The organism is Streptomyces sp. NPDC048623 (assembly GCF_040650755.1).
GTDB lineage: Bacteria > Actinomycetota > Actinomycetes > Streptomycetales > Streptomycetaceae > Streptomyces.
Genome location: NZ_JBEZHV010000025.1, coordinates 1 through 13,187, shown reverse-complemented (window position 1 = coordinate 13,187; position 13,187 = coordinate 1). Strand labels below are relative to the sequence as shown.

11 protein-coding genes are annotated in these 13,187 nt (G+C 75.0%); 8 read left to right on the top strand and 3 right to left on the bottom strand.

The window, feature by feature from the left end; genetic code table 11:
* Positions 1-24 precede the first annotated feature (24 nt).
* Entirely contained in the window at positions 25-2,334 is a 2,310-nt protein-coding gene (locus AB0C73_RS29240) for a LuxR C-terminal-related transcriptional regulator (protein ID WP_362536006.1), read from the top strand.
* Positions 2,335-2,378: 44 nt separating this feature from the next.
* Here the strand turns inward: AB0C73_RS29240 and AB0C73_RS29235 are convergent, their stop codons facing one another.
* Positions 2,379-3,206, bottom strand: a complete 828-nt coding sequence (locus AB0C73_RS29235) for an alpha/beta hydrolase (RefSeq protein WP_362536004.1) — start codon at positions 3,204-3,206, stop codon at positions 2,379-2,381.
* Between the two features lie 111 nt (positions 3,207-3,317).
* Here AB0C73_RS29235 and AB0C73_RS29230 point away from each other — a divergent pair, with 111 nt between their 5' ends.
* Positions 3,318-3,875, top strand: a complete 558-nt coding sequence (locus AB0C73_RS29230; protein WP_362536002.1) for a helix-turn-helix transcriptional regulator — start codon at positions 3,318-3,320, stop codon at positions 3,873-3,875.
* Positions 3,876-3,895: 20 nt separating this feature from the next.
* On the opposite strand, the gene AB0C73_RS29225 is transcribed toward AB0C73_RS29230, so the two are convergent.
* Positions 3,896-5,122: an MFS transporter gene (locus AB0C73_RS29225; protein ID WP_362536169.1), complete on the bottom strand. Its 1,227-nt coding sequence runs from the start codon at positions 5,120-5,122 to the stop codon at positions 3,896-3,898.
* A gap of 165 nt (positions 5,123-5,287) precedes the next feature.
* On the opposite strand from AB0C73_RS29225, the gene AB0C73_RS29220 reads away from it, so the two are divergent.
* A complete protein-coding gene (locus AB0C73_RS29220; protein ID WP_362536000.1) occupies positions 5,288-6,373 on the top strand; it encodes a DUF5937 family protein in 1,086 nt (361 codons plus the stop codon).
* Positions 6,374-6,430: 57 nt separating this feature from the next.
* On the opposite strand, the gene AB0C73_RS29215 is transcribed toward AB0C73_RS29220, so the two are convergent.
* The gene (locus AB0C73_RS29215) at positions 6,431-8,041 is read right to left on the bottom strand and encodes a hypothetical protein (protein WP_362535998.1); all 1,611 of its coding nucleotides are present in this window, start codon (positions 8,039-8,041) and stop codon (positions 6,431-6,433) included.
* A 60-nt stretch (positions 8,042-8,101) separates the two neighbouring features.
* Between AB0C73_RS29215 and AB0C73_RS29210 the strand changes: the two genes are divergently transcribed.
* From AB0C73_RS29210 to AB0C73_RS29190, 5 genes are all read left to right on the top strand, one after another.
* Positions 8,102-8,428: a hypothetical protein gene (locus tag AB0C73_RS29210; protein WP_362535996.1), complete on the top strand. Its 327-nt coding sequence runs from the start codon at positions 8,102-8,104 to the stop codon at positions 8,426-8,428.
* Positions 8,429-8,768: 340 nt separating this feature from the next.
* A complete protein-coding gene (locus AB0C73_RS29205) occupies positions 8,769-9,572 on the top strand; it encodes an N-acetylmuramoyl-L-alanine amidase (RefSeq protein ID WP_362536167.1) in 804 nt (267 codons plus the stop codon).
* A gap of 103 nt (positions 9,573-9,675) precedes the next feature.
* The gene (locus AB0C73_RS29200; protein WP_362535994.1) at positions 9,676-10,545 is read left to right on the top strand and encodes a hypothetical protein; all 870 of its coding nucleotides are present in this window, start codon (positions 9,676-9,678) and stop codon (positions 10,543-10,545) included.
* 152 nt (positions 10,546-10,697) lie between these two features.
* Entirely contained in the window at positions 10,698-11,732 is a 1,035-nt protein-coding gene (locus AB0C73_RS29195; RefSeq protein WP_362535992.1) for an LLM class F420-dependent oxidoreductase, read from the top strand.
* 186 nt (positions 11,733-11,918) lie between these two features.
* Entirely contained in the window at positions 11,919-12,797 is an 879-nt protein-coding gene (locus AB0C73_RS29190) for a helix-turn-helix domain-containing protein (RefSeq protein ID WP_362535990.1), read from the top strand.
* Positions 12,798-13,187 lie beyond the last annotated feature (390 nt).

Genomic DNA, 13,187 nt, shown 5'->3' with positions numbered 1-13,187 from the left:
CAGGACGGGCTCCCGCAGGACGGCGTGAGCGTTCGCGTCCGGCTGGCGGTGTACGGCGACGCGCGCGCGGCGGCCGAGTTCACCGCCGCCCTCACCGCGCGCGAACGCGCCGGTCTCGACCCTCTCCCGGATCCGCTGACCCGCCGGCTGCCGTCCGCGGAGCAGCATCGCACCCGCCTCGCACGGCTGCCGGTCTCCGCGCGTAGACTTCTGCTGCTCGCCGCCGCCGACCAGCACCCCGTGGAGAGCCGGGCGTTCGACCGCGCGGTCGTCGCCGCCGGGCACGACCCCGCGGGCCTCGAACCCGCCGAGGACGCCGGGCTCATCCGCTCCACCGCCGCCGGTCTCGTCTTCGCCGACCCGCTGGTACGGGACGTGGTGTACGACAGCGCCGCACCCGAGGAGCGGCGCCTCGCCCACCGGTCGCTGGCGCTCGTCCTCGACCCGCGGACCGAGCCCGGCCCGTGGAACTGGCATCGCGCCTGCGCCTCGCTCGGCCCGAGCAGCCGCCTCGCCCGCGCGCTGGCCGGCGCGCCCGCCCCCGACCCGGCGACCGCCACCCACCACGCGGAACGTTCCGCGCTCCTCACTCCCGACACCGCCGTGCGCCACGCCTGCCTCGCCCACGCCGCCCTGAACGCCTGGCACGCCGGCCGGCCCGACCGGGCGCGCTGCCTCCTCGCCGCCGCGGAACGCACGGCTCCCGGCACGGATCCCCGCGTACGGCTGCTGCGCGGCCTGGTCACCCTGCGGTCCGGGCATGTCCCCGATGCCTACGACGACCTCGCCGAGGCGGCGACCTCGGCTTTCGCCAGCGTGCGGGGAGCGACGGCGGCGCCGCGGGGGTACGCCGTGACCGACAAGGGAACGAAGGACAAGGGGGCTTCCGCGAAGGGCACGGGGCCTTCCACCGCCGGCGCGAGGCCTTCCGCGACCGCCGGCGCGCCCGCGGGGTGCGCCGGGGTCGCCGGGTATGCCGGGTACGCCGTCGCCGACCCCGCGACCGCCGCGTACGCCCTCGCGTACGCCGCCGAGGTCGGCCACTACACCGGCGACCTGCACCGCTGCCACCAGGCCGCGGTCCTCGCCGCCGGCCTCGCCCGCAAGGGCCCTCCGCCGTCGGCTCCCGCCGGCCGCGCCCTGCTCGCCGGACTCACCGGCATCGCCTCCGCCGTACGCGGCGACTACGCCGAGGCCACCGTCCGGCTGCGCGAAGCCGTGTCCCTCGCCCGGCACGACGACGACCCCACCGTGCTGGTGCACGCGGCGCTGGCCGCGCTCTACCTCGGCGACGACGATCTCGCCCTGGCCGTGGCGCACCAGGCCGAGTCCGCCGCCCGCGCCCAGGGCGAACTCGCCGTCCTGCCCCGGCCGTTGGAGTTCCGCGCCTACGCCGAGGCGTGGAACGGGCGCCTCGACGCCGCGACGGCCACGGCGCTCGACGCGCACCGCCTCGCGCGCGAGACCGGCCAGGACAACGTCGCCTGCCACATCCTCGGGAGTCTCGCCCTGCTCGCCGCGGTCCAGGGCGACGCCACCGCGTGCCGGGACCGCGCCCGGGACGCCCAGGCGTACGCGGCGGAGCACGGCATCGGGCTCGCCACGGCGCTCAGCCTGTGGGCGCTCGCCTACCTCGACCTCACCGAGGGCCGCCCGGCGGAGGCCGCCTCCCGGTTGCGTGCCCTGGCCCGCCTCGGTCCCGGGCACGGCCATCCCGCGATCCGGCTGCTCTCCACCCCGCACTATGTGGAGGCCGCCGTCCGCGCCGGCGAACCGGCCGCCGCGGCCGCGGCGGCCGTCGGCTACACACGCTGGGCGGCCACCGTCGCCAGCCCCGGCCATCTGGCCCTCGCGGCCCGCTGCCGGGCGCTGCTCGCCTCCGGCGAGGAGGCCCTCGCCCACTACCGCGACGCCCTGGACCTGCACGACGCGGACGGCCGTCACCTCGAACGCGCGCGGACCGAGTTGCTGTACGGCATCGCGCTGCGGCGGATGCGGCGCACCGCGGAGGCGCGGGACCGGCTGCGTGCGGCACTCCAGGCGTTCGAGCAGTTCGGGGCCCTGCCCAGCGCACGGCACGCGGAGGCGGAGCTCCGCGCGCTCGGCGACACGGCGCGGGGCGCCCGCCTCCCGGCCGCGGACGCGGACGCCCTCGGCGCGCTCACCGCGCAGCAGACCCTGATCGCCCGCATGGTGGCGGACGGAGCGACGAACCGCGAGATCGCGACCCGGATGGCGCTCAGTCCCCGCACGATCGACCATCACCTGCGCGGCATCTACGCCCGCCTCGGCATCTCGTCCCGGGTGGAACTCGCGCGCCTCGTCGACGCCTGACAGCACTGCGCGCGGGCCGGGCCCGGGCCTGGACCAGGGTCGCGTCAGGCGGCCAGGACCTCCCGCCCCGCGCCCGCCACCACGCGCGCGAAGACCTCGGGGTTGTCGAACATGATGTTGTGCCCGGCGCCGGGGACGGTCACCACGTCCACGCCCGCCGCCCTGAGGGCGTCGGCGCCGGGGAGTTCGCCGCTCAGCTCGCCCTGGAGGTAGACGCGGTCGACACGGGCGTTCCGGAGCAGCAGCTCCCGCATGGCGGGCTCGGTGCCCCGCACCAGGTGGACGGCCGTACGGTGCAGGGCGAGCGGGTCCGCGAGGCGCATCGTCGCCGCCCAGGTGGGGCCGACCTGCTCCAGCACCCGGGCGAAGCCGCCGCCCCGTACGAACTCCTCCTCCGTGTACGACGCGATGCGGCTGCTGCCCGCCTTGGCCACCGGGAACGGGTCGAGGCTGGCCTCGGCAACGACCAGGCGGCCGACCAGGTCGGGCCTGCGGTCCGCGAGGACGATGGCGATCGAGCCGCCCATGCTGTGTCCCGCGATCACACCGCCGCGCACCTCCGCCGCGTCGAGCGCGGCGGCCAGCGCGTCCGCGTAGTCCTCCAGGGTGTAGCCGAAGTCGGCGGGCCGGTCGCTGATGCCGTGGCCCGGCAGGTCCACGAAGAGGATCCGGCGGCCCGCGAGCTCGGGGCGGGCGGCGATGTGGGCGTGGTAGACGGCCGAGATGGAGCCGAATCCGTGCACGAACACCGTCGCCGGGCCCGCACCCGGCCCCGCCTCCGGTCCCACGTCCGGGCCCGCGCCCGGCCCCGTACCGGAGGCCTCCGTCCATCGGATCACACTGCCTCGCGCGTCGAATCGTGCCTCACGCACAGTCCACCCACTCCCCTCGTCGGTCCGTCCTGGATCCGACAATACATCGATGACGTAGTACTACGCTACCGATGTACCACTGACCTCCAGGGAACAAGGGACAATGCAGCCATGCTGGAACTGTCGATCCTCGGATTCCTCTACGAAGCGCCGCTCCACGGCTACGAGCTGCGCAAGCGCATCACCGCCCTCATCGGCCACGTGCGTCCGGTGGGCGAGTCCACGCTGTACCCGGCGATCAAGCGCCTGGAGAAGGCCGGACTCCTGGCGCGCGAGACGCAGCAGGGCCCGGCCGCCGCCGCGCCCCGGCACGTCCTCAGCCTCACCGGCGACGGGCGGCGGGAGCTGCGCCGCCGGCTCGCCGAGGCGGAGGGTCCGGAACTCACGGACGAGAACCGCTGGTTCACGCTGCTCACCTTCCTCCGCCACCTGGACGACCCGGCCGCACAGGCCCGCGTCCTGCGGCGCAGGCTGGACTTCCTGGAGGAGCCCACGAGCTTCTTCTACGGCTCCGAGGGCGAGGGGGACGCCCACGGTCAGGAACGTCCGCTGCGCGCCGAGGAGTTGGACGATCCGTTCCGGCGCGGCGTGCTGACCGTGGCCCGGGCCACCACCGAGGCGGAGCTGGCCTGGCTCCGGGCCACCCTGGCCGAGCTGGAACGCGGCTAGAGATCGCTGTCCGGCAGCCGTCACCGGGCCTTCTCGGTGACGACGGCACCGGCGGACAGAAGCGTCGCGGCGGCGAGGCAGCCCCAGAGGGCGGCCGGGCCACGGGAGGCGAGAGCGGTGATGACGGCCGGGGAGACGGCGAGGCCGAGGCCCGTGGACAGCTGGAAGCGGGCCAGGGTGCGTCCCAGGACATGGGCCGGGGCGAGGGCGGTGACGAGGGCCGTGGCGCTGCCGGCGTAGATGATCTCGCCGAGGGTGCAGACCACGGACACCGCGGCGACGGCCGGAGCGCCCCACCCGTGTCCCGGCGAGCCGACCGCGAGGAAGCCGAGGTAGGACACGGCCAGGACCACGCCGGCGAGAGCCAGCACGGTCCGCCGGGAGAAGCGGGACATCAGGACGGTGACCGGAACCTGCAGGGTGACCACGAGCACCGTGTTGGCCACGAAGATCGCTGCCGACCACACCGGGGACGCGTGCAACTGCGTCACCAGGACCAGCGGGAGCGCGATTTCGGGGACGTTGAGGCAGAAGACGTAGACCACGTTGGCGGCGAGGAGCGCGCGCATCCGAGGCGCGGGCCCGCCGGCCGCCCCGCCGACCGGCTCACCAGCCCGCCCGTCGGCCCTGTCCTTCGCCGGGGCGGCGGCCGGATCCGCGCGCAGACGGACCGACCGCGCCAGGGCCGCCGCGGCGAGATACGCGAGCCCGGTGACGGCCGCCAGCGCCCGCAACGCGGTGGTGCCGCCCGCCAGGCAGGCGGTGGCCAGGAGCGCGCCCACGCCCAGGCCGGCATTGCGCAGGGCGCGGCCTCCCGCGAGGGCGGCGTCGCGTTCGCGGCCGTGGGCGACCGTGGCCACGAGGGCGGCATGGGCGGCGGGCCACGCCTGGTTGCCGATGCCGAGGAAGAGCGCCGCCGTCGCGAACAGCCAGACGTGTCCCGCCGGGGTGGCGAGCAGCAGCGCCACGCCGAGCACCCGTACCAGCATCGACGCCGCCACGACCGTGCTGCGGGCGCCCCGGTCGAGCCATCGGCCGACCGCGGGCATGCACGCCAGACCCATGACGACGCCGACCGTCATGGCGATACCGGTGGCCGACGCGGACAGCCTCAGCACCGTCACCCCGTAGAGCAGCAGAAAGGGCCGCAGCAAGCCGGTGCCGAGCGCGTCGACGGCCAGGGCGACGGCATAGCGGGGGCCTCCGGAGGCCCGGACGAGGGCGCGGGGCCGGAGCCTCGGCCGCATCTCGGTGATGGTCGCGGCGGTGGCGGTGGCGATGACGGCGGTCGTGGTCGTGGTCGTGGTGGTCATGGCGTCAACGGTGTGCTCGACGGCCGGGCCGGCCATGCCGGTTGACGGTCACCGTCAAACGACGCGGGCGCCGGCCGTCCGACCGGCGAAGATGAGGGGATGACGCTGAGGATCGACATCGGCGGCCCGCCCTCCGGGAGCCTGCGGTTCGCCGCCTCCCCGCTGGCCGAGCTGACCGCGATGCTGCACGTGCTCGCCGAACCCGGGCATCACCCGCAGCTCGCCGACTGGGCCGGGGGCGTCTGGGCCGGGCTGCGGCCGGAGCTGGCCGAGCGGCTCAGGGAGGCGGAGTTCCTCTGGCGTTCCTCACGGGCCGACTTCCTGGTCCCCGCTCGTCCCCGGCCCACCCTCGCCGAGGAGCTGGACGATGTGGACCGGCTCGACGACGAGACGTACGTGACCGCCGCGCTCGTCACCACCTGCGGCAGCAACCGGCTCCACTTCGCCGCGCCGTCGCCGCTCGCCGACGCGACGGCGCGCGAGCGGGCCCTGGACCTGGCCCAGGCCCGCGGCTCGCTTCAGGAGGCCTTCGCGGAACGGCTGCTCGCGGACCCGGCCGCCGTGCGGGCACGGGTGCGGCACACCCTCGAACAGTGCGCCGAGGCCTTCTTCGACGCCGCCTGGACGGGCGTCGCCGTGCGACTCGCCACCGATCTGCGCCTGAAGAACGACCTGCTGAAGCGCCAGGGCGTCAGAGCCGCACTCGCATCGGTCTCCGGCGCCGTGACCCTGGCTCCGGACGGCGACCGCATCATCGTGGACAAGCTGCAGGACAACGCGACCTCCGCCCACGGCGGTGGGGTCACCTTCCTCCCCAGCGTCTTCGGCCGCCCGCACCTGGTGGTGGTCCACGCGCCCGGGTGGCAGCCGGTGGTGCAGTACCCCGTGGCCGAGGCGAGCCCGTCGGAGCCGGTGTCGCTGGAGACGGTCACGCTACGCCTTGAGGCACTCGCGCATCCGGTACGCCTGCGGCTGCTGCGCACCCTGGCCCGCGGCGCGCACACCAACGGTGAGCTGGCCCGCGCCTGGGAACTCTCGCCCCCGGAGGTCTCCCGCCACCTCGCCGTCCTGCGCCGCGCGGGCCTGCTCACGGCCCGGCGGCAGGGGCGCTACGTCCGTTACACCGCCGATCTGCCCGGTCTGACGTCGCTGGGGACCGACCTGCTGGAGGCCGTACTGCGCTGAGCGGCGTCGGACCTCCGGTCCGGCGGTCCTCCGGTCCGGCGGATGACGGATCACGTCTCAGAACAGCGAGGTCACATACAGGCAGTTCGTGTAGCTGTACCCCGACTCGATCTTGGTCGTGCTGCCCTTCTTGACCTCCGCCGAGCTGCGCGTGCCGTCGCGCTTCTGGAGCATCTGGTAGGTGCCCGGAGGCAGCGTCAGGGTCCGCTTCGGGTACGTGGACGACGGGCCCGCGCAGGGCTTGATGCCGCCCTTCGGGACGACGATGCCCGGGTACGCCTTGCAGCTGCCGCAGGCCGGAAGGGTGATGCGGCCGGTGACCGGGCCGGTGTAGAGCAGCTCGACCTCGCCCGGGCCGTCGTTGCTGACGACCATGACCATGCCGGAGCCGTCGGAGGTGGCGGCCGAGGGGAGCTTCGCGCCGGCGGCCGGGGTCTCCTCGGCGATCTCGGCGGCGATGGCGATGTTGCGGGCCTGCGCGGTCTGCGGGCTCGACGGGTACGCCTTGACGTACTCGTTCATCGTCGCGAGCGCCTCGGTGAACTCCTTCTTCTTGAACTGGTCGACACCGCACGCGAAGTCGCCGCGCTGGATCGAGCGGCCGACGTCCTTGCCGAAGGAGGCGAAGGCCGCGGGCGGCAGCAGGTCCACCGTCGTGTCGATCCGGCGCAGCTCCTCCGTCCCCTCGCAGGGCGCGACGCCGAGGGACTTGTCGCGGGCGCTCAGCACCTCGCGCAGCGCCGGCTGGATCTTCGCCGTGAACGGCGACTGCGGGAAGGTGCTGAGCAGGGCGTTGAGGTGGTCGGCGGAGGACTTCTCCTGACCGGCCGTGCCGATCGTCCGCGTGCCGCACTCGAACCAGGACTCGGCCAGCGGCTCGTCGGCGCGGCCGACGAGGCTGCCGAGCAGGCCCTTGTCCACGGTGGACGGCAGGCGGCGCAGATGCTGGAGGGCGGGGACGGCGCGGCAGTAGTCCTTCTTGGTGTACGGGAGGGAGACCGACGTGTAGTACGCCTGGAGGCGGTCGGGGACGAGCTTCCCGGCGCGCGAGCCGGCGTGCCGCGTACCGATCCGCTGGTACGTGTCGAGGGCCGAGCGGTACGTCGTCTCGACCGTGCCGAAGCTCTGGCCCTCGGAGTCCTTCACCAGCTTGTCGGCGGCGGCGAGCTGGTCGAGGAGCTGCTGCTCCTTGGCCTCGTCGCGGGCCGCGCCGTACGCGAAGCCGCCGCCGACCGGCGCGGCGAGCAGCACGAGCGCGAGCGGCAGGACAAGGCCCTGGCGGGCCGTGGCCCAGGGCGCGAGCGGGGTGCGGCGGGCACGGCGGGCCGCGTCGAGGGCGGCCAGGACGACGAAGACGCCGTACGCGACGAGGACGCCGGCCGGGATGCCGTCGGGGTCGGCGGGCAGGACCGCGATGACGAGCGCGACGGTGACCGCCCAGCAGACGACCGCGCCGATCCACTGGCGCAGGACGACATAGCCGAGGCCGAGGCAGGAGAGGTTGAGCAGCCCGGCGGCGACGGCGGCGGACCAGGGCTGCGGCGGCGGGGGCGGGCCCACGGGCGGCGCGTACCCGGGCGGCGCGAATCCGGGTACGGGCGCCTGCCCAGCCGCCGGACCGGCCTGCGGCCCCGGCATCGCGCCGAGCTGCATGGTCGGCTCGGGCACGGCGTCGTACACCGGCGGGTGGGAGGGCGGCGGAGGCGGCGCCTGAGGCGGGAGGGGTTGGTGGGGCTGCTGGGGCGCCTGAGGCTGGTGGGGCTGGTGGGGCTGCTGGGGCGCCTGAGGCTGCTGGGGCACCTGCCCCGCGCCCGCGCCGTCGTGGCCCTGGCCCGCGCCCGCGCCCGCGCCCTCATGATCCTGGCCCTGGACCTGCCCCTGTCCGGCGGCCGTTCCCGCCTCCGGCGCGACCCGGGGGTCCGGGACCGGCGGCCGGGCGTCCTGGGGCTCTGCGGCATCCCGCGGCTCGCCGGGGTCCGGCGTCCGTCTCTGGTCGGGGATGTGCCCCTGACCGGCCGCCCCGGCCGCGCCCGAGCCGGTGTACTCCCAGGGTGACGGATGTCTCCCGGCGGTACCGTGCTGGTCGTGCTCTTCCCCCGCCACAAGTCCCCCTCGTGGTTGCCTGATGCGTCGACTGATGGGTCGACTGATGGGTCGTCTCATCCTCGCGGAACCATCACCCTTGCGCCGCACCGGGGGTGCGCCGGGGATGCGCCGGAACCCGCGAGGCGTCGCGGCCATCTCCCTCACCTACCCTTCACCCACCTCTCACACACGCGGCCGCCGCCCGGTTCCGCTGCGCGCATTCCGTCTCCGGAAGCCCTACAGTCGCGGGGTGCCGTACGACCACAGGAAGCTCCTCGCGCTCGCCCTGCCCCTCGGCCTGCCGCTGGCCCTGGCCCTGACCGGGTGCGGCGGGTCCGCCGCGTCGGAGCCGCGGGCCACCCGTGCCGCGGACGCCAAGGCCACCGCCAGTGTTCCGCCCAGCACCACCCCCGGCAGCACCCCCACGTCCTCCCCCGCGCTGCCGCTCGCCGGGCGGACGATCGCGATCGATCCGGGGCACAATCCCGGAAACTTCCGGCATTCCTCGGAGATCAACCAGAAGGTGGACATCGGGACGACGCGCAAGGAGTGCGACACCACCGGCACCTCCACGAACGCGGGCTACACCGAGGCCGCCTTCACCCTCGATGTTTCACACCGTCTTCGCGATCTCCTCAAGAAGCAGGGCGCGAAGGTGGTCCTCGTGCACGACGGCGAGCGCCCGTACGGGCCCTGCATCGACGAGCGCGCGAAGGCCGGGAACGCCGCGAAGGCCGACGCCGCGATCTCCGTGCACGCCGACGGCTCGGCCTCCGGGAACCGCGGCTTCCATGTGATCCTCCCCGCACGGGTGAGCGGTGGGGGCGCGGACACGACGAAAATCGTCGGCCCGTCCCGTACCCTCGGCGAGAAGCTCGTCACGGCATTCGCCCGTGCGACCGGTTCGGAACCCGCCAACTACATCGGATCCGGTACCGGGTTGGACGTCCGTGACGATCTCGGGGGTCTCAATCTCTCGACCGTTCCCAAGGTCTTCCTCGAGTGCGGCAACATGCGTGATCCGAAGGACTCCGCGCGGCTGACCGACGCCGCGTGGCGTCAGAAGGCGGCGCAGGGGATCGCGGACGGCATCGGGGCCTACCTCAAGGGGTAGGACCGAGGAACGATCGGGCGAACGATAGATTCGCTCCGTACGATGGGGCGCCCCCCGTGCTTCGCGCCACCCCGACGAGACGACCCGACGAAGGACTTCTTACGTGAATATCCGCTCCCTCACCCGAGGCGATGGCGTGCTGATCGGCGCAGCGGTGGTGCTGTTCATCGCCTCGTTCCTCGGTATCTCCGGTTGTGACGCGCCGGGCAACTACTGCGACTCCTTCGACTCGGCGTTCTCGTGGGAGCTCTCGCCGCTCGGCTGGGGCTCCTTCCTGCTCGGCATCGCCGGTGCCGCCCTCGTGGTGCTCTCGCGCGCGCTGCCGCAGTCGCAGCCGCGCAAGGTGGCCGGTCTGGAGCTCGGCCAGGTCGGCGCGGCCTTCAGCGTGGCCTCCGCGTGGACGATCCTGATGTGGGTCTTCGAGTCGGCGAACGTCGGCGCCGGTCTGGTGCTCGGCCTGATCGCCTCGCTCGCGGGCGCCGCCGGCGCCGTCGCCGGCCCGCTGGTCCCCGCCCTGCAGGCCCCGCTGGTCGGTGCGCCGAAGCCGCAGACCCCGCAGCCGTACGGCATGCAGCCCGGCCAGCCTGGCCAGGCCGGTGTTCCCGGCGGGTACGGCTACCCGGGCGCCCAGCAGGCCCCGTACGGCGGCCAGTCCGCCCCCTCGGGGGTCGGCCAGCAGCCCTACGGCGCCCAGCCGCAGCCGGCCGGTCCGCAGGACGCGGCGCCGCACCAGGCCCAGGCGCAGGCCGCTGCCCCGGCGCCGGCGCCGGCCGGGGACTTCGCCCCGTTCTGGTTCGCGGTTCCGGCGGCCCGTCCGCTGTACGCGGAGGACGGCTCGGCCGCGCCGATCGCCGAACTGGCGCCCGGCGCCTGGTACCTGGCGGTCGAGCAGCGCGGTCAGGCGCTGATCGCGCAGACGCAGGACGGGCGCCGTGGTGTCCTCCAGGACACCACCGGCATCCAGCGCGGCTGACACCTTTTTGGGGCTCGGTTCCCCTCCGAACGCCTCCAGCGGATCACTCGCCCGACGGCCCCCGACCCCGGATCTCTTCCGGGCCGGGGGCCGTCGGCGTACAGTGCGCACCGGGCAACGGACCTGACGGACCGTCAGAGAGGTGGCGCGGCATGCGACTCGGACTCGCCCTCGGCTACTGGGGCCGCGGACCCTCCCCCGCCCACTTGGAACTCGCCCGCGAGGCCGAGGAGCTGGGCTACGACTCGGTGTGGACCGCCGAGGCCTGGGGCTCCGACGCCTTCACCGCGCTCACCTGGATCGCCGCGCACACCTCGCGCATCCGGCTCGGGACGGCGGTCGCGCAGATGGCCGCCCGGACTCCGACCGCCACCGCCATGCACGCGCTCACCCTCGACCACCTCTCCGGCGGGCGGATGATGCTCGGGCTCGGCCTGTCCGGGCCGCAGGTCGTCGAGGGCTGGTACGGGCGGCCCTTCCCGCGCTCACCGCTGACCGCGACGCGCGAGTACGTGGACGTGGTGCGGCAGGTGCTGCGCCGCGAGGGGCCCGTCACGCTCGACGGGCGCTATCACCCGCACCCGTACACCGGCGCGGACGGCACCGGCCTCGGCAAGCCGCTCAGGGCGATCACCCACCCCCTCCGGGCGGATCTTCCCGTGCTGCTCGGCGCCGAGGGCCCGAAGAACATCGCGCAGACGCTGCGGATCGCCGACGGCTGGCTGCCGCTCTACTGGTCCCCCGCCCGCTGGGCCGAGGTGTACGCCCTCCCGGACGCGCTCCCCGACGCCCGCGAGGGAACGAGCAGATGTGACTTCACGGTGGCGCCGATGGTACGGGCGCAGGTGTGCGAGGACGTCGCGGCCGGACTGCTGCCGGTGAAGGCGATGCTCGGCTTCTACATCGGCGGCATGGGGCACGCGGCCCACAACTTCCACGCCGATCTGATGGGGCGGATGGGGTACGAGGCGGAGGCGCGGCGCATCCAGGAGCTGTTCGCGGCGGGGCGGCGCGAGGAGGCGGTGCTCGCCGTGCCGGACGCGTTCGCCGACGAGATCGCGCTCGTCGGGCCGCGGGAGCGGATCGCGGAGCGGCTCGCCGAATGGCGCAAGGGCCCGGTGACGGACCTGCTGGTCATGGCGCCGGACCCGGCGACGCTCCGTACGCTCGCGGAGCTCAACGCCTGAAGCCGGCGTCGTACGGCGTACGGCATCCCTTCCTCCCTCCTCTCCCTCCACATCTCCGCAGGTCAGAGCCGTGGGACGTCCCTCCGCGTCCCTGGGACGGCGGCGCCTCTGGCCCCCGTCCGGTGACGGCTCGGACAGTGGATCACCGGCCCGGGACGGTTCCGGGCGGGGAGGTTCGAGAGGTCGATGGTCAGACACCGGGTGTGTACGGGGGGCGGTCGGTGCGAGTGGTTCATCAAGGCGCCGGACGCACGGCTGCGCGCGGGCATCGGCTCGTACCGCGGCTTCCGGGCGCGGGCGGGCGTGCCGCAGGACCGGCTCGTCGTGCCGAGCGGGCGGGTGTCGCTCCTCATCGGTTTCGGCGGCGAGCTGAGGGTGGGCGGGGGCGGGACGGGCGCCGGCACCGGGGCCGGGCCCGGGGCCGCGACCGCGCGGCACACGTCCGTCGTGTCGGGGCTTCACACCCGCGCCCGGGTGCTCGGGCACGGCGGTGAACTCCACGGGGTGGAGCTGGCCCTGGCGCCCTGGGCGGCGTACCGGCTGTTCGGCGGCGCGTCCCTCGCGGAGCTCGGCGACGTCCTGACCGACCCGGAGGACGTCCTGGGCGCGCGCTGCCGGACGCTGGGCGAGCGTCTGGCGGACGCGCCGGGCTGGGTGGAGCGGTTCGCGCTGCTCGACGAGACCCTGCTCGCGTGGACGGCGGACGCGGCGCCCGAGCACACGGTCGCGCCCGCGGTCCTGGAGGCGTGGCGGCTGCTCCACCAGGCCCAGGGCCATATGCGGATCCGCGAGGTCGCGGACCGGACCGGCTGGAGCCTGCGGCACCTGGAGAGCCGGTTCCGGGAACAGATCGGGCTCACGCCCAAGCGGCTCGCCCGGGTGCTGCGCCTGCGGCGCGCGGTCGGGGAACTGACGGCGGGGCGCGGGGCGGCGGACGCCGCGGCCGTGTGCGGCTTCTTCGACCAGTCCCATCTGGGCCGGGAGTTCAACGCGCTGATGGGGATGCCGCCGGGGCGGTGGCTGGCGACGGGCGGTACGGCGAACGCCGCCTGGATCACGGGCTGAGGGGGCTGAGCGGGCCGAGCCGCCTGAGCGGGCCGAGCCGCCTGAGCGGGCCGAGCCGGCTGAGCGGGCCGAGCCGGCTGAGCGGACTGAGCGCGCTGAGCCGGCTGAACGGGCCGAGCCGGCAGAGCCGACGCCCCTGCCGGCACCCGGCCGGCGCGCATCGTCCGCCCGGCGCGCATCGTCCGCCCGGCGCGCATCGTCCGGCCGGCGCGTGTCGTCCGCCCGGCGCGAGTCGCGGGCCGCGGCCCTCCCGACCTCGCGTTTTTGTCCCATACAGGGGCGGGCGGCGGGTGTGAGGCTGTCTGTGCGCGGCCCTCTCCGGTGGCGACGGGGCCCGGCGACACGGGGGTGTGCCGGGCCAGCGGGCGAGACCGGTGGCCACGTCACGGC

Coding starts and splice junctions, on each gene's coding strand:
- AB0C73_RS29225 (WP_362536169.1), bottom strand. CDS start 5,122: ATGCGGCCGAGGCTCCGGCCCCGCGCCCTCGTCCGGGCCTCCGGAGGC.
- AB0C73_RS29190 (WP_362535990.1), top strand. CDS start 11,919: ATGGTCAGACACCGGGTGTGTACGGGGGGCGGTCGGTGCGAGTGGTTC.
- AB0C73_RS29230 (WP_362536002.1), top strand. CDS start 3,318: ATGCTGGAACTGTCGATCCTCGGATTCCTCTACGAAGCGCCGCTCCAC.
- AB0C73_RS29195 (WP_362535992.1), top strand. CDS start 10,698: ATGCGACTCGGACTCGCCCTCGGCTACTGGGGCCGCGGACCCTCCCCC.
- AB0C73_RS29220 (WP_362536000.1), top strand. CDS start 5,288: ATGACGCTGAGGATCGACATCGGCGGCCCGCCCTCCGGGAGCCTGCGG.